General features: G+C 54.1%; 17 protein-coding genes and 2 pseudogenes. 9 read left to right on the top strand and 10 right to left on the bottom strand.

The genetic code is table 11. The annotated features are described in order from the left end of the window. Nucleotides 1-10: 10 nt before the first annotated feature. Nucleotides 11-1,312: pseudogene (locus OGV38_RS22045) on the bottom strand (MFS transporter). A gap of 472 nt (nt 1,313-1,784) precedes the next feature. Between OGV38_RS22045 and uxaC the strand changes: the two are divergent. From uxaC to OGV38_RS22030, 3 genes and pseudogenes are all read left to right on the top strand, one after another. Continuing rightward, nucleotides 1,785-3,197 carry a glucuronate isomerase gene (gene uxaC / locus OGV38_RS22040; protein ID WP_103284268.1) on the top strand — a complete coding sequence of 471 codons (1,413 nt, stop codon included), beginning with the start codon at nt 1,785-1,787 and terminating at the stop codon, nt 3,195-3,197. 15 nt (nt 3,198-3,212) lie between these two features. Continuing rightward, nucleotides 3,213-4,699: pseudogene (locus OGV38_RS22035) on the top strand (UxaA family hydrolase). 206 nt (nt 4,700-4,905) lie between these two features. Next, nucleotides 4,906-5,460: a YgjV family protein gene (locus OGV38_RS22030; protein ID WP_269518984.1), complete on the top strand. Its 555-nt coding sequence runs from the start codon at nt 4,906-4,908 to the stop codon at nt 5,458-5,460. Between the two features lie 14 nt (nt 5,461-5,474). Here OGV38_RS22030 and sstT read toward each other — a convergent pair whose 3' ends face one another. The 4 genes from sstT to OGV38_RS22010 form a co-directional block, all read right to left on the bottom strand. Beyond that, the gene (gene sstT / locus OGV38_RS22025; protein WP_016154612.1) at nt 5,475-6,719 is read right to left on the bottom strand and encodes a serine/threonine transporter SstT; all 1,245 of its coding nucleotides are present in this window, start codon (nt 6,717-6,719) and stop codon (nt 5,475-5,477) included. Between the two features lie 242 nt (nt 6,720-6,961). Further along, nucleotides 6,962-7,930 (bottom strand): TerC family protein, encoded by a 969-nt coding sequence (locus OGV38_RS22020; protein ID WP_016154611.1) that lies wholly within the window; start codon nt 7,928-7,930, stop codon nt 6,962-6,964. Between the two features lie 271 nt (nt 7,931-8,201). Continuing rightward, a complete protein-coding gene (locus tag OGV38_RS22015) occupies nt 8,202-9,200 on the bottom strand; it encodes a Gfo/Idh/MocA family protein (RefSeq protein ID WP_047499168.1) in 999 nt (332 codons plus the stop codon). Nucleotides 9,201-9,272: 72 nt separating this feature from the next. Then, nucleotides 9,273-9,773, bottom strand: coding sequence for a M48 metallopeptidase family protein (locus OGV38_RS22010; protein WP_016154609.1), 501 nt, complete (start codon nt 9,771-9,773; stop codon nt 9,273-9,275). Between the two features lie 83 nt (nt 9,774-9,856). Between OGV38_RS22010 and rlmG the strand changes: the two genes are divergently transcribed. Continuing rightward, nucleotides 9,857-10,993 carry a 23S rRNA (guanine(1835)-N(2))-methyltransferase RlmG gene (gene rlmG / locus OGV38_RS22005; protein WP_016157532.1) on the top strand — a complete coding sequence of 379 codons (1,137 nt, stop codon included), beginning with the start codon at nt 9,857-9,859 and terminating at the stop codon, nt 10,991-10,993. A gap of 56 nt (nt 10,994-11,049) precedes the next feature. Here the strand turns inward: rlmG and OGV38_RS22000 are convergent, their stop codons facing one another. From OGV38_RS22000 to OGV38_RS21985, 4 genes are all read right to left on the bottom strand, one after another. Next, the gene (locus tag OGV38_RS22000) at nt 11,050-13,068 is read right to left on the bottom strand and encodes an oxidoreductase (RefSeq protein ID WP_286475004.1); all 2,019 of its coding nucleotides are present in this window, start codon (nt 13,066-13,068) and stop codon (nt 11,050-11,052) included. A 141-nt stretch (nt 13,069-13,209) separates the two neighbouring features. After that, nucleotides 13,210-14,277: an ABC transporter ATP-binding protein gene (locus OGV38_RS21995; protein WP_109017951.1), complete on the bottom strand. Its 1,068-nt coding sequence runs from the start codon at nt 14,275-14,277 to the stop codon at nt 13,210-13,212. Continuing rightward, nucleotides 14,274-15,662: a phosphohexomutase domain-containing protein gene (locus OGV38_RS21990; RefSeq protein ID WP_047414090.1), complete on the bottom strand. Its 1,389-nt coding sequence runs from the start codon at nt 15,660-15,662 to the stop codon at nt 14,274-14,276. The genes OGV38_RS21995 and OGV38_RS21990 overlap by 4 nt, the downstream gene beginning before the upstream one ends. A gap of 25 nt (nt 15,663-15,687) precedes the next feature. Further along, on the bottom strand, nt 15,688-16,734 hold the full coding sequence (locus tag OGV38_RS21985; protein ID WP_269518981.1) for a LacI family DNA-binding transcriptional regulator: 1,047 nt from the start codon (nt 16,732-16,734) through the stop codon (nt 15,688-15,690). A 211-nt stretch (nt 16,735-16,945) separates the two neighbouring features. Here OGV38_RS21985 and OGV38_RS21980 point away from each other — a divergent pair, with 211 nt between their 5' ends. From OGV38_RS21980 to OGV38_RS21960, 5 genes are read left to right on the top strand one after another with little or no spacing between them, the layout of a single operon-like run. Then, nucleotides 16,946-18,232, top strand: coding sequence for an ABC transporter substrate-binding protein (locus tag OGV38_RS21980; protein ID WP_269518979.1), 1,287 nt, complete (start codon nt 16,946-16,948; stop codon nt 18,230-18,232). A 9-nt stretch (nt 18,233-18,241) separates the two neighbouring features. Continuing rightward, the gene (locus OGV38_RS21975; protein WP_016154602.1) at nt 18,242-19,108 is read left to right on the top strand and encodes a carbohydrate ABC transporter permease; all 867 of its coding nucleotides are present in this window, start codon (nt 18,242-18,244) and stop codon (nt 19,106-19,108) included. Beyond that, on the top strand, nt 19,109-19,936 hold the full coding sequence (locus OGV38_RS21970; protein WP_016154601.1) for a carbohydrate ABC transporter permease: 828 nt from the start codon (nt 19,109-19,111) through the stop codon (nt 19,934-19,936). It begins immediately after the preceding gene. Nucleotides 19,937-19,947: 11 nt separating this feature from the next. Continuing rightward, the gene (locus OGV38_RS21965; protein WP_286475000.1) at nt 19,948-21,531 is read left to right on the top strand and encodes an alpha-glucosidase; all 1,584 of its coding nucleotides are present in this window, start codon (nt 19,948-19,950) and stop codon (nt 21,529-21,531) included. Beyond that, a complete protein-coding gene (locus tag OGV38_RS21960; protein WP_286474997.1) occupies nt 21,515-22,573 on the top strand; it encodes a glycoside hydrolase family 130 protein in 1,059 nt (352 codons plus the stop codon). The genes OGV38_RS21965 and OGV38_RS21960 overlap by 17 nt, the downstream gene beginning before the upstream one ends. A 211-nt stretch (nt 22,574-22,784) precedes the next feature. Here the strand turns inward: OGV38_RS21960 and OGV38_RS21955 are convergent, their stop codons facing one another. Then, nucleotides 22,785-24,218, bottom strand: a complete 1,434-nt coding sequence (locus tag OGV38_RS21955; protein WP_016154598.1) for an amino acid permease — start codon at nt 24,216-24,218, stop codon at nt 22,785-22,787. Nucleotides 24,219-24,270: the final 52 nt, after the last annotated feature.

Below are 24,270 nucleotides of genomic sequence, written 5' to 3'. Positions count from 1 at the left end.
TCGTGTCTGGTTAACTTTGCGCAGCGGGATCGCCAGTTTGCGAAGCTGACTCTACCTCGCTGGCCGATTTGTTCTGCAATACCGTCCAGATGACTAACGCGCCGAGCAGGTCGAATACCGCCAGTACGGCGAACAGCGGGCTGAAGCCGATGGTGTCAGCCAGCGCGCCAACGACCAGCGCAAACAGCGTACTTGCAAGCCAGGCGGACATACCGGTCAGACCGTTCGCGGTTGCCACTTCATTACGACCAAATACGTCAGAAGAGAGCGTGATCAGCGCACCGGACAGCGCCTGGTGAGCAAAGCCGCCGACGCACAGCAGGGCGATAGCAATGTACGGGCTGGTGAACAGACCGATCATCCCTGGGCCAATCATCAGCAATGCGCCCATGGTGACGACCATTTTACGGGAAACGATCAGGTTAACGCCGAACCAGCGCTGGAACAGCGGCGGTAAGTAACCCCCTACGATACAACCCAGGTCAGCAAACAGCATCGGCATCTAGGCAAACATCGCAATCTCTTTCAGGTTAAAGCCGTAGACTTTAAACATGAACAGCGGGATCCAGGCGTTGAAGGTACCCCAGGCCGGCTCTGCCAGGAAACGCGGCAGCGCGATGCCCCAGAACTGGCGGTTACGCAGGATCTGACCGAGAGACATTTTCTTGGCGGTGCTGTTTTTATGCTGTGATTCCTGACCATTCAGAATGTAATCACGTTCTTCATCAGACAGTTTTTTCTGGTCGCGTGGGTGTTTGTAAAATACCAACCAGCACATGGCCCAGATGAAGCTCAGGGCACCAGAAATAATGAAGGCCATCTGCCAGCTGTGCATGACGATAGCCCAGACGACCAGCGGCGGAGCAATCATTGCGCCGATAGAAGAACCGACGTTAAAGTAACCCACGGCGATTGAACGTTCTTTTGCCGGGAACCATTCAGAACTGGCTTTCAGACCCGCAGGGATCATCGCAGCTTCAGCGGCACCGACTGCACCTCGCGCCAGCGCCAGTCCACCCCAGCTACCAGCCAGTGCGGTCGCGCCACAGAAGACGGCCCACAGAACGGCGAACATCGCGTAACCAATTTTTGTGCCGAGCACATCGAGCACATAGCCGGCAACGGGTTGCATTACGGTGTAAGCAGCAGAATACGCTGCGATGATATAGGAATACTGTTGGGTGGAGATGTGTAACTCTTCCATCAGAGTTGGCGCAGCTGCCGCCACAGTGTTACGTGTCAGATAACCCAGCACGGTGCCAAGCGTCACCAGTGCGATCATGTACCAACGTAACCCTTTAATTTTACGCATGTAAAACCTCATCGTTTTGTTATGTCCGCGAACGAGCGGTCATCTTCCAGTTCAGGGAGGAGGATGTTCTTTTACGAGGGGGTAACCGAAAAAAAGCCGGTACTCCCCGAACTCTGCCATGTCAATATTTGTGCTAATTCGGTTTCCGTACCGGTTAATCCGATGGTGATACATCGGTAATTTGCATTCCGTCGGCTTATGTATCGCGACGGCAAAAAGATAACTTGTCATACAGCTTTAAAAGGTGAGTGCCATCACAAAAGTGTGAATCTTCGTGTGGTCATTATTTCGATTCAGCAAAGCCAGTGCTGGTGCGGCTTGGCGCGCGGTTTACCTCTTTGAGAGTAATTTTTTTGTCGCCATTTGTTGATCTAACTCACGAAAATATCTTCAGTGTATGGAAATTGGTGTGATAACTTTGTCAACATCAAAACATAAGCAATCTGACGCACTCGCTGAGAGGAAGACGATAATGACCCCGTTTATGACTGAAGATTTCCTGTTGGACACCGAATTTGCTCGCCGTCTGTATCATGATTACGCCAAAGACCAGCCAATCTTCGACTACCACTGCCATTTGCCACCGCAACAAATCGCGGAAAACTACCGTTTTAATAACCTGTATGACATCTGGCTGAAGGGTGACCACTACAAGTGGCGTGCGATGCGTACTAACGGCGTCGCTGAGCGCCTGTGTACTGGCGATGCGTCCGATCGCGAGAAGTTTGACGCCTGGGCCGCCACGGTTCCGCACACAATCGGTAACCCGCTGTACCATTGGACCCACCTCGAATTACGTCGCCCGTTTGGTATTACAGGTAAGCTGCTGTCTCCGGCAACGGCTGACGAAATCTGGAACCAGTGCAATGAACTGCTGGCGCAGGACAAATTCTCCGCACGCGGCATCATGCAGCAGATGAACGTGAAAATGGTCGGTACCACCGATGACCCGATCGACTCTCTGGAGCATCACGCGGCCGTTGCTAAAGACGCAAGCTTTGATGTGAAAGTGCTGCCGAGCTGGCGTCCGGATAAAGCCTTTAACATTGAGCTGGCGACCTTTAATGACTATATGGCGAAGCTCGGTGAGGTGTCTGACACGGATATCCGCCGCTTCAGCGACCTGCAAGCTGCGCTGACCAAACGTCTGGATCACTTTGCGGCTCACGGCTGTAAAGTCTCTGACCACGCGCTGGACGTGGTGCTGTTTGCTGAATCTAACGAATCTGAACTGGATAGCATTCTGGCACGCCGCCTGGCGGGTGAAACGCTGAGCGAGCATGAAGTTGCCCAGTTTAAAACCGCGGTGCTGGTGTTCCTCGGTGCGGAATACGCGCGTCGTGAATGGGTACAGCAGTACCACATCGGCGCGCTGCGTAATAACAACCTGCGTCAGTTCAAACTGTTGGGCGCAGATGTCGGCTTCGACTCCATCAACGATCGCCCGATGGCCGAAGAGCTGTCCAAACTACTGAGCAAGCAGAACGAACAGAACCTGCTGCCGAAAACCATTCTCTACTGCCTGAACCCGCGCGATAACGAAGTGCTGGGCACCATGATCGGCAACTTCCAGGGCGAAGGTATGCCGGGCAAGATGCAGTTCGGTTCCGGCTGGTGGTTCAACGATCAGAAAGACGGTATGGAACGTCAGATGACGCAACTGGCCCAGCTCGGTCTGCTGAGCCGTTTCGTCGGCATGCTGACCGATAGCCGTAGCTTCCTGTCATACACGCGCCATGAATACTTCCGTCGCATCCTGTGCCAGATGATTGGCCGTTGGGTTGCTGCAGGTGAAGCGCCGGCAGATATCCAACTGTTGGGTGAAATGGTCAGAAATATTTGCTTCAACAATGCGCGTGATTATTTCGCCATTGAACTGAACTAAGGCCTGGGTGAAGGTATGCAATACATCAAGTCCATACGCTGGATAACGTCGCGGTAGCGCTCGCTGATTTGGCTGAAGGAACCGAAGTCACCGTTGATGGGCAAGCGGTAATCCTGCGCCAAGCGGTTTCTCGTGGCCATAAATTCGCTTTATGCGATATTGCGCAAGGCGAAAACGTCATTAAATACGGTTTGCCAATCGGTCATACATTGGTGGACGTGGCGGCGGGTGAGCATATTCATGCTCACAACACGCGCACGAATCTGAGCGACCTGGACACGTATAGCTACCACCCTGATTTTCAGGCAGAGCTTGTTCAACCCGCCGATCGCGATGTACAGATCTACCGTCGTGCTAACGGCGAGGTCGGCGTACGCAACGAACTGTGGATCCTGCCGACGGTCGGCTGCGTCAACGCCATGGCGCGTCAGATGCAGACCCGCTTTCTGAAAGAGACCAACGACGCCGAGGGTATCGACGGCGTGCATCTTTTCAGTCACACCTACGGCTGTTCGCAATTGGGTGACGACCACATCAACACCCGTACCATGCTGCAAAATATGGTGCGCCACCCGAATGCGGGTGCGGTGCTGGTGGTCGGCCTGGGCTGTGAAAACAACCAGGTTGATGCCTTCCGCGAAACTTTAGGCGAGTACGATCCTGAGCGTGTTCACTTTATGGTCTGCCAACATCAGGAAGACGAAGTGGAAGCGGGGATTGAACATCTCCATCAGTTGTACAACGTGATGCGTAACGATAAGCGTGAGCCGGGTAAGCTGGGCGAGCTGAAGTTTGGTCTGGAATGCGGCGGCTCTGACGGCCTGTCCGGTATTACCGCCAACCCGATGCTGGGGCGTTTTTCCGACTACGTGATTGCCAACGGCGGCACCACCGTGCTGACTGAAGTACCGGAAATGTTCGGTGCCGAGCAGCTGCTGATGGACCACTGCCGTGACGAAGAAACCTTCGGCAAGCTGGTGACCATGGTCAATGACTTTAAGCAGTACTTCATTGCTCACGACCAGCCGATTTACGAGAATCCATCGCCGGGCAACAAAGCGGGCGGGATCACCACGCTGGAAGATAAATCTCTGGGCTGCACGCAAAAAGCGGGCTCCAGCCAGGTGGTGGACGTACTGCGCTACGGCGAACGCCTGAAGACACACGGCCTGAACTTACTGAGCGCGCCGGGTAACGATGCGGTTGCTACCAGTGCCCTCGCGGGCGCGGGCTGTCATATGGTGCTGTTCAGCACCGGCCGCGGTACGCCGTACGGCGGTTTTGTGCCGACGGTGAAAATTGCGACCAACAGCGAGCTGGCGGCCAAGAAAAAACACTGGATCGATTTTGACGCCGGACAGCTGATCCACGGTAAAGCGATGCCTCAGCTGCTGAGCGAGTTTGTCGACACGATCGTTGAGTTCGCCAATGGCAAGCAAACCTGCAACGAGCGCAACGATTTCCGGGAACTGGCTATTTTCAAAAGCGGCGTAACATTGTAATTACCCTTCATCTTTCGCGTGACAGCCGCGTTGGCTGCGTCCATTCACCCCGGTCACTTACTCCAGTAAGCTCCCGGGGATGTCTGAACTTACCGCCTTGCGGTAGCACGAAATCTTTTGGGTAATCGAAATGGAGTGGATTTTAAAAACGGCGTTTCATAATATGGAGCGCCGTTTGTTTTTGCGTTTCCTCACAAGGATCTCCCATGACCGCGTATTGGCTGGCCCAGGGCGTAGGTGTCATCGCCTTTATGATCGGCATTACCACCTTTTTCAATCGAGATGAGCGCCGTTTCCGGCTGCAACTTGCCGTCTACAGCGCCACCATTGGCGTGCATTTTTTTCTGATGGGCGCCTGGCCTGCGGGAATGAGTGCAGAGCTAAACACCATCCGCACACTCGTCTCGATGCATACCCGCAAACTATGGGTAATGACCGTTTTTATTATCCTCACCCTGGTTCTCGGGCTGGCGAAATTACAGCATGCGATGGAGCTGTTGCCGATTATTGGCACGCTGGCCAGCACCTGGGCGCTGTTTCGCTGCCAGGGGCTGACCGTGCGCTGCGTAATGTGGTGCGCAACCGCCTGTTGGGTTATCCATAATTTCTGGTTGGGATCGATTGGTGGGACGATGATCGAAGGTAGTTTTCTGGTGATGAACGGCCTGAACATTATTCGCTTCCGGCGGATGCAAAAACGCGGAATTGATCCATTCAAAATTGAAAAAAGCGTACAAGAAGAGAACCCCTCCGTCCGGTGACGGAGGGGCAGAGATTAGCCGCGCAGGGCGTTATTTGCCAGACGTTCGTCTTCAGCCTGGCAGGCCGCAGCGGTAAACAGGACGTCTGTAGAAGAGTTCAGCGCCGTTTCACAGGAATCCTGCAATACGCCGATGATAAAGCCAACGGCAACGACCTGCATGGCGATGTCATTCGGGATACCGAACATATTACATGCCAGTGGGATCAGCAGCAGAGAACCGCCCGCCACGCCCGATGCGCCGCAGGCGCACAGCGAAGCCACCACGCTCAGTAACAGCGCCGTCGGTAAATCGACCGGAATACCCAACGTATTTACCGCCGCCAGCGTCAACACGGTAATGGTGATCGCCGCGCCAGCCATATTGATGGTAGCTCCCAGCGGGATAGACACCGAATAGGTATCACGATCCAGGTTCAGCTTCTCACACAGCGCCATATTCACCGGAATGTTTGCCGCGGAGCTGCGGGTAAAGAAGGCGTATACGCCGCTTTCACGCAGACAGGCCAGCACTAACGGATATGGGTTGCGGCGAATTTTCCAGAATACCAGCAGCGGGTTGACCACCAACGCTACCAGCAGCATACAGCCTACCAGCACGGTCAGCAGATGTGCGTAGCCCCAAAGCGTGGCGAAACCGGTGGTTGCCAGCGTGGAGGAGACCAGGCCGAAGATACCGATCGGCGCGAAACGAATCACCAGCTTCACCATAAAGGTGACTGCGTTGGACATATCGTTGACCAGATTTTTGGTCGTTTCATTACCGTGACGCAGCGCAAAGCCCAGACCGACGGCCCAAACCAGGATGCCGATGTAGTTGGCGTTAAGCAGTGCATCAATTGGGTTAGAAACCATGCTCATTAGCAGGCCACGCATCACTTCGATAATGCCGGACGGCGGTACGATATCGCTGGCGCTGCTGGAAAGATGCAGTGTCGATGGGAAGGCGAAGCTGAAGACAACGGCCGCTAACGCTGCGGAAAATGTTCCGAGCAGGTAGAGGAACAGGATTGGGCGGATATTGGTTTTTTGCCCGTGCTGGTGGTTGGCGATAGAAGCCATTACCAGCATCAGAACCAGAATTGGTGCGACGGCTTTTAACGCGCCGACGAACAGAGTACCCAGTAAACCAACGGCTTCTGCCGCAGGTTTTGACACCAGTGCCAGTAAAATCCCCAGAACCAAACCGATCAAAATTTGTTTAACCAGGCTCCCTTGCGCCAAGCGCGAGAATAGCCCCGATGAACGTTGCGTAGTCATGTAGTAATCCTTTCATTGTGTTGTTGCCCTGCCTTTGTGCGTTCTGTAGACGCATCTTTCAGGATGAGGCAAATGTTTGCATGGCTGAGTATAAGGAAAGAACAGGGTTCTGGAAGCGAAATATCCTGGATTTCGCGTTGAGATCATATTTTATAACTTTGAGTTAACATTATTTTGACATGATAAACAAAAAGCCCGACGCACGCAGTGTGCTGTCGGGCTTTTCAGCTAGCAGATGAAACTTACTGTATTTGCTGCTTTTTATCGTGCTGGTGGTTGACCCAGGCGTTCACAATCAGCGTCACAAACAGAATGCCAAATACCACGCCTAACGAGATAGCGATCGGGATATGGTAGAAATCGACGATCAGCATCTTAATACCGATAAACACCAGAATGACCGACAAACCGTACTTCAGCATGGAGAAACGCTCCGCCACGCCCGCCAGCAGGAAGTACATTGCGCGCAGACCCAAAATAGCAAACAGGTTTGAGGTCAGCACGATGAACGGGTCGGTAGTGACGGCAAAGATTGCCGGAATACTGTCGACGGCGAAAATGACGTCGCTCAGCTCAACCAGAATCAACACCAGCATCAGCGGCGTAACAAACAGCAGGCCGTTTTTACGCACGAAGAATTTTTCATCTTCGATGGTATCGGTCATGCGCAAATGACCGCGCAGCCAGCGTACTAACGGTCTGTCGCCAATACCGGAAGCATCTTCTTTCGCCAGCGCCATTTTTACGCCGGTAAACAGCAGGAATGCACCGAACACGTACAACAGCCACTCAAATTGGGTGATAAGCCAACTGCCGGCGAAGATCATGATCGTACGCAGAACAATGGCTCCCAGCACGCCATACACCAATACCCGACGCTGCAACGCAGGCGGTACGGAGAAGTAGCTGAACAGCATCAACCAGACAAAGACGTTATCTACTGCCAGCGATTTTTCGATCAAATAGCCGGTAAGGAACGCCAGCGCCTGTGGGTCGGCAACGGCGCGGCCCTGGGTTTGTGCCAGGTACCACCAGAAGACGGCGTTAAACAGTAACGACAGCGTTACCCAAACGATTGACCAGGCCGCAGCCTGCTTCATCGACATCGTATGCGCGCCACGACGACCCTGCAACAGCAGGTCGATGGCCAGCATAATTACCACCACGACAGCGAAGCCACCCCATAACAACGGTGTGCCGACAGTATTCATTGTATTTCCCCATGCATAAAAAAAACGGCCAACGCCGAATGACGTTAGCCGCTGCTTTTTATGCATAGACCTTGCCATTCGGCAAGGTCTCACTTACAACAACAAAGGAATACGATGGCGTATTCCTTTGTTATCGCCCGGCGACCGGATGTGGTTTTTCACACATCGTAATGACGATCAACCGACAACGAAGTTACTCCCCTTTGCGGGTTACAAAATATTACAGGCCATGCATTCAGTCAATGGCCTGCAACATTCGTTTTACATACTTTTACGCAGTCAGCGATATTACCGCTTCGTCTGCCGGGAAAATCACGCCGGTCTGGCGGCGAATCTCTGTTTGCAGTTTGGCGGTGATACGGCTGACGGCCAGTGCGGGGTGATCCACTTCGCCGGATTCAACCAAATGAGCAAAAGCCTCTGCCTCATACAGCATAGTATTGATGTGCTGAGGCGTCGTCAGATCCTGGGTTTTCCCCCCGCGAGGAACGAAGCACACTTTCTGACACTCGGAAATATGCTCGATCACCAGCGATCCCTGCTCACCCTGAATTTCACTGGCTAACACCGAGTCGCTTACTTTTGAGTGCTGGAGTGTGACGCTGAAATCACCGTAATTCATCACCACCACGCCGTGGGCATCTACGCCGCTTTCCAGCAGACTGGCGCTGGCCTGAACGCTTTGCGGTTCACCCCACAGCGCAACCGCTGAGGCCAGGCAGTAAAAACCGATATCCATGATCGAGCCATTTGAGAACGCCGGATTAAACGTGTTCGGATTTTCACCGTCCAGATAGCGCTGGTAACGCGAGGAGTACTGGCAGTAATTAATAAACGCTTTCCTGATTCTTCCGACTTTGGGTAGAGATTGCTGCAACAGCAGGAAGTTAGGCAAGCTGGCGGTCTTAAACGCTTCAAACAGCACGACCTGATTTTCGCGCGCGCAGGCGATAGCGGCTTCGGCTTGCGCCAGGTTTGAGGCCAGCGGCTTTTCGCAAATAACATGCTTTTTGTGCCGCAAAAACAGCTCGGTCTGCGGGAAGTGCAGGGAGTTTGGACTGGCGATGTAGACGGCGTCGATCGCCTCGCTTTGCGCCATCGCTTCCAGTGAGGTAAACAGATGCTCGACGGGGTAATCGTTGGCGAAGGTCTGCGCCTGCTCGAGGCTACGGGAATAGACCGCGGTCAACTTATATTTGCCGGTTTCATGGGCGGCATCGACAAACTGGCGGGTGATCCAGTTTGTGCCAATTACTGCGAAACGTATCATAATGGCCTTCAGGCTGCGAAAAGGGATCCTTTCGTCAATTTAGCATGCCCTGAAGACAAAGCCAGTGCGCAACTACGCAGTTTGCTTTAACGATTGTTGCGTTAACCACAGGCGGGTATCGAACTCCAGTTGATGATACTGAGGCTCCATATGACAGCACAGCTGGTAAAACGCTTTGTCGTGCTCTTTTTCTTTCAGATGCGCCAGTTCATGAACGACGATCATGCGTAAAAAAGGTTCAGGGGCATTGCGAAACACGGTGGCAACGCGGATCTCCGCTTTGGCTTTTAGCTTACCGCCCTGCACGCGAGATACGGCGGTATGCAGCCCCAGCGCATTCTTCAGAACGTGTATCTTGCTGTCATACATGACTTTATTCAGCGGCGGGGCATTACGCAGGAACTGATTTTTCAGGTCCTGAGTATATTGCCAGAGCGCTTTGTCGGTCGCGAAATCATGCGTCCCCGGATAGCGCTTCTCCAGCACTGCGCCCAGACGCTGTTCAGCAATCAGCGTTCTCACCTGAGAAAGCAAATGTTCCGGGTAGCCCTGGAGATAAGTTAGTTGGTTCATCTTTGCCCATGCCAATCATAAAAAGTGTATACTCACGCACCCTTTTCAGGGATAAGCCGAAATTTTACCATTCAGGAGGGCCGATGAGCCACATAGACAACGGTTTCCGTTCGCTGTCACTTAAACGTTTCCCGGAAACGGATGACGTTAACCCGCTGCTGGCGTGGGAAGCGGCAGATGAATATCTGCTGCAACAGCTGGACGATACCGAGATTAGCGGCCCGGTGCTAATCCTGAATGATACCTTTGGCGCGCTGGGCTGTGCGCTGGCGCAACATTCGCCGTACAGCATCGGCGATTCTTATCTCAGCGAGCTTGCCACACGCGAGAACCTGCGTCACAACGATATTGCCGAGTCGAGCGTCAAGTTCCTCGACAGTACGGCTGACTACCCGCAGGCGCCGGGCGTGGTGCTGATTAAGCTGCCAAAAACCATGGCACTGCTGGAGCAGCAACTGCGCGCGCTGCGCGAAGTGGTGACGCCGCAAACGCGTATCATCGCCGGGGCAAAAGCGCGTGATGTGCATACCTCGACGCTGGAGCTGTTTGAAAAAGTATTGGGTCCAACCACCACCACGCTGGCGTGGAAAAAAGCCCGTTTAATCAACTGTACGTTCAGCAAACCTGAGCTGGCCGCTGCCTCGCAAACGCTAAGCTGGAAGCTGGAAGGTACCGAATGGACTATTCATAACCACGCCAACGTCTTCTCCCGTACCGGACTGGATATCGGCGCGCGCTTTTTTATCGAGCATCTGCCGGAAAACCTCGAAGGGGAGATTGTTGACCTCGGCTGTGGTAACGGCGTCATCGGTATGACGCTGCTGGCGAAGAACCCGGAAGCCAGCGTGGTATTTGTTGATGAATCGCCGATGGCGGTGGCTTCAAGCCGCTTGAACGTGGAAAGTAACATGCCTGAAGCGCTGGATCGCTGTGAGTTTATGATCAACAACGCGCTGTCGGGCGTCGAACCGTTCCGCTTTAACGCCGTGCTGTGTAACCCACCGTTCCACCAGAAGCACGCGCTGACGGATAACATTGCCTGGGAGATGTTCCACCACGCTCGCCGCTGCCTGAAAATCAACGGTGAGCTGTACATTGTGGCTAACCGTCACCTTGACTACTTCCACAAGCTGAAAAAGATTTTCGGCAACTGCGTGACCATCGCCACCAATAATAAATTCGTGGTGCTAAAAGCGGTCAAAACCGGTCGCCGCCGCTAATCGTGTGTGCCGGATGGCGGCGTGACCGCCTTATCCGGCCTACGAAATACATACTGTTAAATTTCCAGCGCCAGCATCGTCCCTTGGGCAATAGCGCGTCGGGCATCCAGCTCCATCGCCACATCGCAGCCGCCGATCAGATGCACCGTTTTACCTGCCGCGTGGAGTGGATCAACCAGTTCACGGCGCGGCTCTTGTCCGGCGCAAATCACCACGTTATCCACGTTAAAGATCAACGGTTCGCCGTTCAACACGACGTGCAACCCATCATCATCAATTTTCTGATAGCTAACTGCCGGGATCATTTTCACGCCGCGTGAGAGCAGGGTGGCGCGATGGATCCAGCCTGTCGTTTTACCTAAACCTTGCCCCGGTTTGCTGGCTTTGCGTTGCAGCATCACTATCTGGCGCGGGCTGCGGGATAAGTGCGGGCCTTCCAGGCGTAAGCCGCCAGGCTGTTGCAGGCTGGTGTCGATCCCCCATTCCACGCAGAATTCCGCAATGTTTTGGCTGGTGGGCTCACCGGGCTGGCTCAAATACATGGCGGTATCAAAACCGATCCCGCCACAGCCAACGATCGCCACGCGTTTGCCCACTGGCATTTTATCGCGCAGGACGTCGAGATAGCTCAGCACTTTAGGATGCGCGATCCCCTCGATCGGTGGCATGCGTGGTTCGATCCCGCTGGCGAGGATCACTTCATCGAAGGGGTACAGATCGCGTGCGCTGACAAAGTGATTCAGCTTCAGCGATACGCCAGTCACATCGATCATCCGGCGGTAGTAGCGCAGGGTTTCATAAAATTCTTCTTTGCCGGGGATCTGCTTAGCGATATTAAACTGCCCGCCAATCTCGCTATGCGCGTCAAATAATGTCACGTGATGACCGCGTGCGGCGGCATTAATGGCGAAGGCGAGGCCTGCAGGACCTGCTCCGACAACCGCCAGATTTTTCGGCACAGTGGCGGCAACGATCGGCATTTTGGTCTCATGGCAGGCGCGCGGATTCACCAGGCAAGAGGTGACTTTGCCGACGAAGATCTGATCCAGGCAGGCCTGGTTACAGCCGATACAGGTATTGATCTCATCCGCTCGTCCGGTTTGCGCTTTTGACAGCAGTTCGGCATCGGCGAGGAACGGACGGGCCATCGACACCATATCGGCATCGCCACGGGCCAGAATGTCATCGGCGACTTGGGGATCGTTAATGCGGTTGGTGGTGACCAGTGGGATCGTCACATGCCCTTTCAGCTTACGTGTCACCCAACTAAACGCACCGCGCGGCACCGGGGTGGCGATAGTGGGAATACGCGCCTCATGCCAGCCAATACCGGTGTTAATAATGGTCGCCCCTGCGGCTTCTATCGCCTGCGCCAGTTGGACGGTTTCGTCGAAGGTTCCGCCGTTTTCCACCAGATCGAGCATCGACAGGCGGAAGATAATAATAAAGTCATTACCGGCACGCTGGCGTACCGCGCGCACCACTTCCACGGCAAAACGCATGCGGTTGGCATACTCGCCACCCCACTCGTCATTGCGCTGATTGGTGCGCAGAGTCAGGAATTCGTTGATGAGATAGCCTTCCGAGCCCATCACTTCGACGCCATCATAGCCCGCTTCCCGCGCCAGTTGAGCGCAGTGGGCGAAATCTTCAATCAACTGCAGCACCTCATCGTGCGTCAGCTCATGCGGCGTAAAGCGGTTGATTGGCGCCTGAATGGCAGAAGGTGCCACCAGATGCGGCTGGTAGCTGTAACGCCCGGTATGCAGGATTTGCAGGGCGATTTTGCCGCCTTCGTCATGCACGGCGTCGGTAATGACGCGATGATGTGCAAGCTGGCTGGTGTCGTTCAGCATCGCGCCGCCTTCCATCCCCACGCCGGAAAGCGCAGGCGCAATACCTCCGCTCGCAATTAACGCTACGCCGTGACGGGCGCGTTCGGCGTAGAACGCGGCCAGCCGTTCTGCACCGTCGGGATACTCCTCCAGCCCGGTATGCATTGAACCCATCAGCACGCGGTTTTTAAGCGTGGTGAAGCCTAAATCGAGCGGGGCGAACAGCGACGGATAGCTCATAAAGGTGTCCAGTATGTAAAATTATTGTTATGTGGTCGGATGAGTTAATAATTTAGCCGTCGCCGCGTAAAAGGGAAAAGGGGAATGCCGTGATTGTGATGGGATTCAAAAAATGCCCCTGCGGACGCAAGGGCAAGTGGGTCAGAACGCCAGTCGTTTACCCAGACCGTCAAAGAGGTGCAGGTGCGACTCTTGTACGGTGAGCGTAAGCGGTGTATCCGGCATGAAGCTAAGCTGTTGAAAAGACTTCAGGCACACGGGGTGGCCGGCCAGATCCAACCACACCAGCGTGGAGTCGCCCTGTAATTCACACAGCCGGGTACGACCTTGCAATGTGAAATCCCCGGTCTGCTGGTACTGCATATGCTCCGGGCGGATGGCGACAAACAGTTTGTCCCCGTCGCTAACGCCTACGGGCTGACGGGTGAGGCGGAAGACGAGGTTATCGGCGATATGCAGCGCGCCTTCACGCCATACCGCTGGCAGAACATTGATTTTCGGCGTGCCGATAAACTCAGCGACAAACAGGTTTGCCGGGGTGTTATACAGCTCCAGCGGCGTGCCCACCTGCTCAATTTTTCCCTTGTAAAGCACCACGATGCGATCGGCCAGCGTCATCGCCTCCACCTGATCGTGCGTTACATAGATCATGGTGTTTTTCAGGGTGTTATGCAGCTGCTGGATCTCCTGGCGCATCCCGACCCGCAACGCGGCATCCAGGTTAGACAGCGGTTCATCAAACAGAAACAGTTCCGGTTGCTGGACAATAGAACGCCCGATCGCCACACGTTGGCGCTGCCCGCCGGACAGATTCTGCGGCAGCCTGTCCAGCATTTCTTCCAGCTTCAGCATGCTGGCGGCGTGAGCGACCCGCTTATCAATCTCGGCGGCGGGCGTATTGATATTACGTAAACCGAATGACAGATTTTCCCTGACGGTCATATGCGGGTAGAGGGCGTAGGACTGAAACACCATCGACAGGTTGCGTTTGCCCGCCGCAAGCCTGGTGACCTCTTTTCCCCCCATCACCAGTTTACCGCCGTCGGGGATTTCCAGTCCGGCGATGATCCGCAGCAGCGTGGATTTCCCGCATCCGGAAGGGCCAACCAGCACAATGAACTCCCCGGAGGCGATCTCCAGCGACAGATTTTCAATGATGGTGTTCTTGCCCCATGCTTTATGAATATTGCTCAGGCTTAGCGCGGTCATAACCTCTCCTTGTCAGAATCCCAGGCTGCAATCAGCGTTAAAAGTTCATCGGTTTTGCGCGCCAGCAGTGCCGTATCCGCGCGGGTTTCCACGTTCAGGCGCAGTAGCGGCTCGGTGTTGGACGCGCGTAAGTTGAAGCGCCAGTCAACGAAGTCGATGCTCAACCCATCGCAATCGTCACGCAGGCCGCCGGCTTGCAGATAGTGAGCGGCGATGGATTGCATGACAGATTGCGGATCGGCCACCGTCAGATTGATTTCGCCGGAAACCGGAAAGCGCACCTGGGCGTGTTCGATATACGCCGACAGCGGACGGCTGTCGCTGCCGATAATTTGCAGCAGCAATACCAGTGGGATCATCCCGCTGTCGCAATAGCCAAAATCGCGGAAGTAGTGGTGGCCGCTCATTTCTCCGCCGTAGACCGCGTCCTCTTCGCGCATCCGTGCTTTGATAAAGGCATGCCCGGTTTTGCTGATGACCGGGATTCCGCCGCAGCGAGTTACAACGTCCAGCGTATTCCACGTCAGGCGCGGGTCCAGAATGATGTGACTGCCTGCGGAGCGTTGCAGGAAGTGCTCGGCGAACAGGCCAACCAGGTAGTAGCTCTCAATAAAGCGGCCACACTCATCAAAGAAGAAGCAGCGATCGAAATCGCCATCCCAGGCGATGCCGAAATCAGCCTGATTCTCGATAACCGCCTGCTGGGTGATGAGGCGGTTTTCCGTCAGCATCGGATTGGGCACGCCTGCCGGGAAATGACCGTCCGGCTGATGGTGCAGTCGAATAAACTCAATCTGAACGCCCGCACGGGCTAGTCCGTCGGCGATCGCGTCAAGCGCAGGCCCGACGGTGCCATGTCCGGCGTTGGTCACAATACGTAGCGGGCGAGTCGGCGGATGCTGAAGGAAGCGCAGCAGGCAGGCAATCCAGGCGGGGCGATTATCATAAGGGATGAGGCTGCCACGATGGACGATCGGTGCAAAGTCGTTGCGCTCCGCCAGCGCTTTTATCTCCAGCAGGCCGTTGTCGTTACTGATCGGACGCGCCTCTTCGCGCACCAGCTTCATACCATTGTACTGCGCCGGATTATGGCTGGCGGTTATCTGAATGCCGCCGTCGGCACGCAGTTCCCGGGTGGCGAAGTAGATCTCTTCGGTGCCTGACAGACCAAGGTCGATAACATCCACGCCGCTGGAAATCAGCCCGTCGGTCACGGCGGATTTTAACGATTCCGAGCTAAGGCGAATGTCTGCGCCGATCACTACCCGGCGCGGATGGCGCCAGGCGGCGTAAGCGCGACCGATGCGAAAGGCGATATCCGGCGTCAGGTTGACGCCAACCTCACCGCGAATGTCGTAGGCTTTAAAACAGGTTAGTTCATCCATAATCTACTCTTCTGTAATTAATGAGTCAGGCTGACTCCCGAATGATGAGCTGGTAAGGCAATTCATAGTGGGTCACCGGTCCTCTGGTGAGCAGCAATTTGACGGCCATTTCCCCTTTCTTTTCCGCATCTTGCGCGATGGTGGTCAGGCGTATTCCTGCCACCTCAACGGCGAGATTATCGAAACCGGTAACGGCAACCCGCTGCGGAACCGCCAGCTGCTGCCGTTGGCAGTAGTGGATCGCGCCGACGGCGAAGCGATCGGAAAGGCAGATAAGCGCAGTGATCTCCGGATGGGTTTCCAGTAACGCTTTGGCCGCCTGTTCGCCGTGTTCTTCATCGTGTCGGGTTTGATACAGCCAGCACGTATCAAGGGCGAAGCCGCGCTGCTGGAAAACCTCCCGGCAGGCATTCACGCGGGAGAGCATCAGCAGGTTGTCGCCGGTGACGGGGACGGTCAGATCGCACATTCCCTGCGCGGAGGGCTGTGACGGAAAGGCGATGATGCCGAAATGTCGATGACCTTTATCGGCCAGATAACGGGCAATATCGCGCATGGCGCAGGCGTTATCGATGGAGACGCTGCTGTGGTCGGGAAACTGAAAATCGAGCGTGACCACCGGACGCCCATGAGCCAGCGCGTGCTGGATCATGGCCGCATTGTTATGCGTGGCGTTGAGAATATAGCCATCAACCAGGGTGTTGAGCGGCGTCTGTTGCCGCTTACGCAAAGGGATCAAGACCAGATTGACGTTTTGTTCTTCACACTGGACGGCGATCCCCCGCATCAGCGCAATGTCGTGGGGATCGATAAACACGTAACTCATAGAGTCGTTGAATATCACGCCGATGGTGTCAGATTTACCGGTACGCAGCGCGCGCGCCAGCTTGTCCGGTCCCTGAAAGCCAAGCTCGCTGGCATATTGCAAAATTCGCTGGCGCAGCTCCGGAGATAATTTTTCCGGATTATTCCATGCGTTCGACACCGTGGTATGGGAAATACCCATAATCTTGGCCAATGATTTTATCGTAATACGTTTCTTATCTTTATTATCATTAACGTTTATTTTCATGTTTAATATATTTGTTGGGTTTATATATTGGCGTGAATTATTTATTTCTATCGTCCATTGCGTTGAACGTTGATGCAAAGTTTAACGTTAAACAAAAATCGTTTTGTGATTTGTTTAACGTTAAACATAAAAAGGGGGTGTTAATTTACGCTCCATTCAATAGCAGGGTAGCGGTAAATCAATACTTATTGAAAGTAAATGGAGAGTTATCGTGAGAGTTGTAAAATTAGCTAAATTAACAGCCTGTGTACTATTCGCATTTTGTATTTCTGGCTGCGGTCCGGATGATAAAAAATCCGCAGAGACAGCAAAAACGCCAATTAAAATGTGGGTGGCACCAAACGAAAATGAAGAAGCCTTCTGGAATACTATGGTTAAAGAATGGAATAAAGACCCGGCGCATACCCCGGTCGAATTTACGCCCATTCCTGCCGCCAGCAGTTCTGAAGAGGCAATAATGAACGCGCTGGCTTCCGGCACGGAACCCGATATTTCCAGTAATATCTTTATCGGTTTTGCCAGCCAGTTGGTGGAAATTGGTCAGCTTGAAGACCTGTCTAAAATGAGTGGTTTTAATGAACTCGTTAATAACCGACAGATGGGCAAAATTATTCCTGCCTGGCAATTAAACGGCGAGCAACACGTTCTGCCAATCTATATTAATCCTATCGTCTGGTGGTGGCGGGGCGATTTACTCAAGCAGTATGGTTTTGACCATGTTCCGACCCGTTATGATGAGCTTTATCAGCTGGCAGAGCGCCGGGCGGCGGATAATAACGGCTATGTTATCCAGATGACTGCCGGGAAAAACTGGTGGGAACGCTGGTTCGATTTTATTCCGCTTTATTATGCGCAAAACGGCGGTAAACCTTACCTCGCGGGTCATCAGGCGACGTTTGCCGATCCTGCCGGACAGGCGGTACTGACCTTTATGGGGAAAGTCTTTAACAGCAAGTGGAGCAGCTACGACTTCACCGCCGCCGACGATCCGTTAGCGACCGGACAGGTGCTGGCATCCGCGCGCGGTCCGTGGGATATCGCTCGCTATCACAAGCAGTATCCGGAGATCCTCAAAACGCTGAAAATTGGGCCGATGCTCACCGAGAAAGGCGACGCGCACCCGTATACGTTCGGCGACAGCAAAGGGGTGGTGATCTTCAGTTCCAGCAAGCGCAAAGCGCAGGCGTGGGCGTTTATTCAGTGGGTCTTTAACAACGCCGAGCACGACCGGAGCTGGCTGGAGCTGACCGGTATGCCGCCAGCACGCAGTGATTTAATGAGTAATCCGCTGTTTGTGAATTACTTTGAGAAAAACCCGCTGGAGAAGGCGATCGCTTCTTACGTGGACGTCGCGCTGCCGCCAGCGGCCACTACGCAAACCACGGAGATTCAGCGCAGCATGACGCAGATGCTGGAGCAGGTCATTTTCAACCACGCCGATCCGGCAGCCACCCTCGATAAATCCGCGCAGGAAATTAACACGTTGCTGGCGAAATAAGGGGAAAAAATGGCTGGATATGAATCCCGCACCGGAGGCCTGCTGGCCTCCACGTGGATCGGTTATTCGTTGCTGTTCTGGTTTTATCCGCTGTGCTGGCTGGTCGTGCTTAGCGTGACGAACTGGCAATTTATTGGCACGCCGACGTTTAGCGGATTACAGAATATCATTGGCGTGTTTCATGACGCGTTATTCTGGCAGTCGATGTGGAACGTGTGCCGTTTTTTAATGTGGTATATCCCGATTGTCTTTCTTGCCTCGCTGCTGTTTGCCGCGGGATTACGAAAAATTAAGTACGGGAAAAGTTTTATTGCCCTGAGCTTTTTACTGGCGAATATCTCTTCGGGGGTGGCCTATTCCATTGTCTTTGCAAAACTGTTCAGCGAATACGGGCCGGTCAATCAATTTTTACAGGCCAGTTTCGGCATCTCTGTGCCCTGGTTTACCAACCCTGACTGCGCCATGTTATCCATTGCGTTAATTGTTACCTGGAAATTCGTCGGTTATTACGGGCTGATTCTCTATTCCGGGATGGTGGCGATCCCCGCGGATATTTACAGCGCGGCGCAGTTGGATAAAACCGGGAAGTTTAAGCAAAGTTGGGCGATTACCCTGCCGATGATGAACGCGCAAATCGTGATGGTGATGGTGCTGGCGATTACCGTGGCGTTCAGCATCTTTACCGAGCCGTATCTTATCACCGGCGGTGGACCGCTCAACAGCACCACCAGTCCGATGGTAGTGATGTATGAAGTGGCGTTCCAGAAAATGAAGCCAACCTGGGCGGCGACCATGTCGATTATCGTTGCGGCATGCAGTTTCCTCGCCATCTGGGTCTTCCGCAAAGTATTCGAAAAACATATCGAGATTGTGTGAATGAAGAAACTGACTCCCTTAACGCTGCTCATTCACGCCGTGATGTTTTTGCTGGCGCTCACCTGGCTTTATCCTTTTATCTGGATGGTGATCTCCTCGTTGAAACCGACGGCGCAAATCTACACGACCGGGCTGTTTTCCGGTCATCTGACGCTGGAGAATTACGCTTTTCTGTTCGATAACAGCAACCGGGCGGACAAACCTTTTTTGCGCACCCTGGTTAACTCGCTGTTCGTGTCGCTCACCATTACCGTCTGCGTCACGCTGACCTCAATGCTGGTGGGATATGCCGTCGCGAAAACCGAGTTTCGCGGCAAAAATGCGTTTCGCAACCTGTTGATTGTGCAGATGGTTTTCCCGGTCTTTATGTTCATCATTCCACAGTTTGTCCTGATGCGTGAACTGGGGCTGATCAACAGCTACGGGGCGATGATCCTGCCGTATGCGATGAGCGCCTGGGGCATTTTTATGGTTTCGCAGAGCTTTAAAGGCACGCCGAATGATTACCTGTACGCCGCAAGGCTCGATCACGCCAGCCTGTGGGGGATCCTGCGGCATGTGATGATGCCGCTCAATAAATCCATTCTGGCGATTGTCGCGCTGTTCACCTTTTCCAGCTCATGGGACAACTTCCTCTGGCCGCTGATCGTGATGCGCGAAGTGGACAAAATGCCGTTTTCGGTGCTGCTCGCCACCTTCAGCAAATCCTATGGCATCTACCTGGGACCGGTGCTGGCGGGGTCGGTGGTGCAGATGCTGCCAATCGTTGTCCTGTTTATTCTGTTCAGAAAGTACTTCCTCGAAGGCATGTCGTTATCACTGAAATAAGGAACGTGACGGTGAAAAAGCAACCGTGGTGGCAGGCGTGTACCTGCTATCAAATTTATCTGCCTTCGTTTTGCGACGGCAATAACGACGGGCTGGGCGATTTTCCGGGCCTGATTTCCCGGCTGGATTATTTGCAGGCGCTGGGCATCGGCGCGGTGTGGATCACGCCGTTTTATCCCTCTCCGCTGGTGGATAACGGCTACGATATCAGCGATTACTACGCCGTTGACGCCCGTTTCGGCACTCTCGACGATTTTCGCCGGGTGGTTGACGGCTGCCACGCCAGAGGCATTCGGGTGATTATCGATCTGGTGGTCAATCACGTCTCCTCAGAACATCCCTGGTTTTGCGATGCGTGGAATAATCCGGACAGCCGCTATCGTGATTATTTCCTTTTTCGCCGCCAGCCGAATAACTGGCGTTCTTTCTTTTCCGGCAGCGCGTGGACCGCGGAGCCTGACACCGGCGAATTTTATTACCATAAATTCGCGCCCGGCCAGGTGGATCTCAACTGGGCCAACCCCGCGGTGGAACAGGAAATTTACCGGGTGGTGGATTTCTGGGTTACGCAGGGGGTGGACGGTTTTCGCTTTGACGTCATCAACTTTCTTACTACCGACGGCATTGGGCCTGATAACCCGGAAGAGAACGGCGAGCAGCGCCATGAATTTGACATCAATCAGCCGCGACTCCCGGAGACGCTGCAACGGCTGTGTGCCCATGTTCGGGCGCAGGGTGACTATTTCCTGATTGGCGAAATCGGCAGCGAAGACCCTGACGTGCTCAGCCGCTATCAAAGCCCTCAGCTGATGGACGTGGTGTTTAATTTCAATATCAGCAGCCAGAAAACCTTTGATGTTTCCCGTCTTTTCAGCCAGTTAAAAACCACGCTGGCTGCGCAGTCGGGTTTACCGACGCTGTTTTTCTCCAGCCATGATATGTCGCGGATGATCAGCCGCTTTGGCGAAAACGAGCGCGATACCGGGCGGGCGCTGGCGGTGCTGGCGCTTCAGCTAACGGTGAGCGGCGTGCCGTTTATCTTCCAGGGAGAAGAGCTGGGGGTGACCGACTACCGTCCGCAAACGGCAGAGCAGCTTTTTGATATTCAGGGAAAAACCCATTACCGCACCGCCCTTGCCGCAGGCAGCAGCCCACAGCAGGCACTGGCGCTGGCTATTGAACATTCGCGGGATGGTTCGCGTGCGCCGCTGCCCTGGCGCGACGCCCCCTTTGGCGGATTTTCCTCCGTCGCGCCGTGGATGCCCGTCGGCGGCGATATCGCCCTGATTAACGCGGAGCGCCAGCAGCAGGATGAAACATCGTTCTGGCATCAGTACCGACGGCTGATCGCCCTGCGCCACCGCGTTGCGGCGCTGCATCAGGGACAGCAGGACTCGCTCGACCTCACTGACGAATGCGTCTGGTTTACCCGTTCGACGGCGGCGGAGCAGGTCTGGGTCGCCATCAACTTTGGTGCGCCCGTTCGCAATCCGTGGCAGGAGATTGAGGCTGAAGTGCTGTACGGGGAGGACGCGCAATGGATTGGCAAGAATCAATGTTTGATCAAAAGGAGAGTACATGGACAGGCACAGTAAAAACCCGTTGATTACCCCGGCGGACGTGACGCCTTCACTGCCCGGCAGGAAGGTCGATTGTGTTTTCAATGCTGGCGTAACGGAGTGTGACGGGGAGATCGTTTTGCTGCTGCGGGTGGCGGAAAGCGTGATCAATTCCGACCCGCAGCAGCGTGTCGTACCGCTGTTGGAAAAAACCGATGCGGGCTGGGTACAGGCCACCGCAAGTTTCGATCGTCGCGATGAACGCTATGATTTCAGCGATCCGCGGGTGATCGTGCTGAAAAGCGATCCGGCGCGGGTGTGGCTGACCTCCATGTCGCATCTGCGTCTGGCGCGCAGTCGCGACGGGGTGAACTTCCGGATTGACAGCCAGCCGTTTATCATCGCCGATACGCAATATGAAGAGTTCGGCTGCGAAGATGCGCGGATCACCCGCATCGATGATACCGCGTACATCAACTACTCGGCGGTGTCGTCGCTGGGGATCTCTACCGCGTTGGCGGTGACCAAAGATTTTGTCACGGTGGATAAAAAAGGGTTGATCCTCTGCCCGGACAACCGCGACGTCTGCTTTTTCCCGGAAAAGATCGCCGGTAAATATCACGCCCTGACCCGTCCGGCCCCGTGTCACTTCGGTCATCCGGAAATCTGGATCTGCGAGTCGCCGGATATGCTGCACTGGGGCAACCATCGCCACCTGCTGGGACGGTCCGGCGATGCCTGGGACTGCTGTAAATCAGGCGGCGGCGCGCCGGTATTAAAAACCGATCGCGGCTGGCTGGAGATCTACCACGGTGTGGATGCCGATCAGCGCTACTGCCTTGGCGCGCTGCTGCTGGATCTCAACGATCCGACCCATATTTTGGCGAAATCACCGGTACCGTTGCTGGAGCCAGATGCGCCCTACGAGCGCGAAGGCTTCTTCGGCAACGTGGTGTTCACCTGTGGGGCGCTGATCCGCGATGAGACGCTGCACGTCTGGTATGGCGCCGCCGATGAGTGTGTGGCGCTGGCGACAATGCCGCTGGACAAACTGTGGCGGCATCTGGGGGTTAAATAAATGCCGCAGAGCGTCCTGGGCTGGTAAACTCGCTTCTGGCAGGGGGGGCGATTCACACGTTGCGGCCGCTGGTGGACGAATCTTTGCTGCAAATAATGAAAATACATAACAGAAGAGCAGGGCAATAAATGCCCTGCAAGTCTGTATATTTAATTTCACATTGTATTTCATGTGCGCAAGAAAACAGACAGCTCTAATCGTTATTAATATTTTAATTAATATCTGACGCGGGAGCCGCCTCAATAGCTTTTTCTTCTTTGGTTAGCCCTTTGATGTATTTACTGTATTTCCACCAGGCAAAACCGAGGAAAATAACAATCCCCCCGACGTTATAGAAAATAATGGTCATGATGTTACCGCCGGTCGGGAAGGTCGAGGCAATAAACCCGATGGTGAAAAGGACAATCAGCATCGATACCACAATAATGCCGGTTTTTTGCGAACCCATACGGAAGTCGCGCGGTAAGTGGTCCAGTTTTGCGCGCAGATTCAGGTAAGCCAGCATAATAAACAGCGGCGGCAGCATCGATGCGGCGGCGGTCATGTTGATGATAGTGTTCATTAAATCCTGCACGGTATTGGAGCCGAGCGTTGGGATAATCATCAGCGGGATAACAATCAGGAACTGAATCCAGGCTGCGCGGGCCGGAACGCCGTTTTCATTCAGTTCGACGGTTTTTTTACCGAAAATACCCGCCGGAATTTCAGAGAAGAAAATTTTCACCGGCGTTGCGGTCCACATCAGCAGAGAGCCGAACATCGCGGTAAAGGAGACCAGGCCGACAAAGCGGTTAACGATCAGTTCCGGCAGGCCAAAGTATGCCGCCAGGCCGTGGAATACCTGTACCGAACCACCGGTAAACTTCAGCTCTTTGCTGCTCACGAAGACGTTGATCAGTACCGAGGAGATGGAATAGAGCACGCCAATAAAAATCCCGGCAATAATAATAACCTTCACGAACGATTTGGACCCGCCCTTGACGTCGTTGACGTACACTGCCACCGACTCCGCACCGCCTGCCGCCATAAAGATCCAGGTGGTGATACCGAGGAAGGCCCAGTTAAAATTCGGGATCATTGCGTCTACGGTGATAGGGTCAGCAGGCTGTACGCCGCCAACCAGCGCAGTACCCGCCAGTAGGATGTAGGACAGGGTCAGCAGCAGCATCAATGTAGAGGTGACCGAAGTAATCGGTCCTAACATTTTTGCGCCGTTGGTCGAAACCCAGGTGGAGAAGGCAAACAGCACCATACTTAATACAGTGGTTGCGAACGGCGTCAGAATGTATTCGTAGCCTAAAAAAGCATATGAGGCGTAGGCGATAACACGGGGTAACAGCGAGGTAAAAAAGAACAGGTTAACGAACCAATAGGTGTAGGCGGTAATAAATGCCCAACGTCCGCCCAGCGAACTTTTCACCCATGCATAGACACCGGCTTCGGAGTTTTTATTCAGCGAAACAAATTCAGCGATGATTAAGCAGAACGGAATAAAGTAGAAGATCGTCGCGAGGAAAAACATCGGTGCGGATGCCAGACCAAGCTCAATATTATTGTTGATAACGTTATTAAAACTATAAACCGCGGCAAAGGTGAGTGAAAGTAAGCCGAACTTGCCGATGGTATTACGTTTGGTATCAGACATAGCACATCTCCGATTCCTGATTATTATAGGGTACTGGCGGCGCAACGTCGGC

It is taken from the genome of Citrobacter sp. Cb080, from assembly GCF_030334745.1.
GTDB classification, from domain to species: domain Bacteria; phylum Pseudomonadota; class Gammaproteobacteria; order Enterobacterales; family Enterobacteriaceae; genus Citrobacter; species Citrobacter braakii.
The sequence above is the reverse complement of the archived record's forward strand: the minus strand, read 5'-3'. Positions and strand labels throughout refer to the sequence as shown.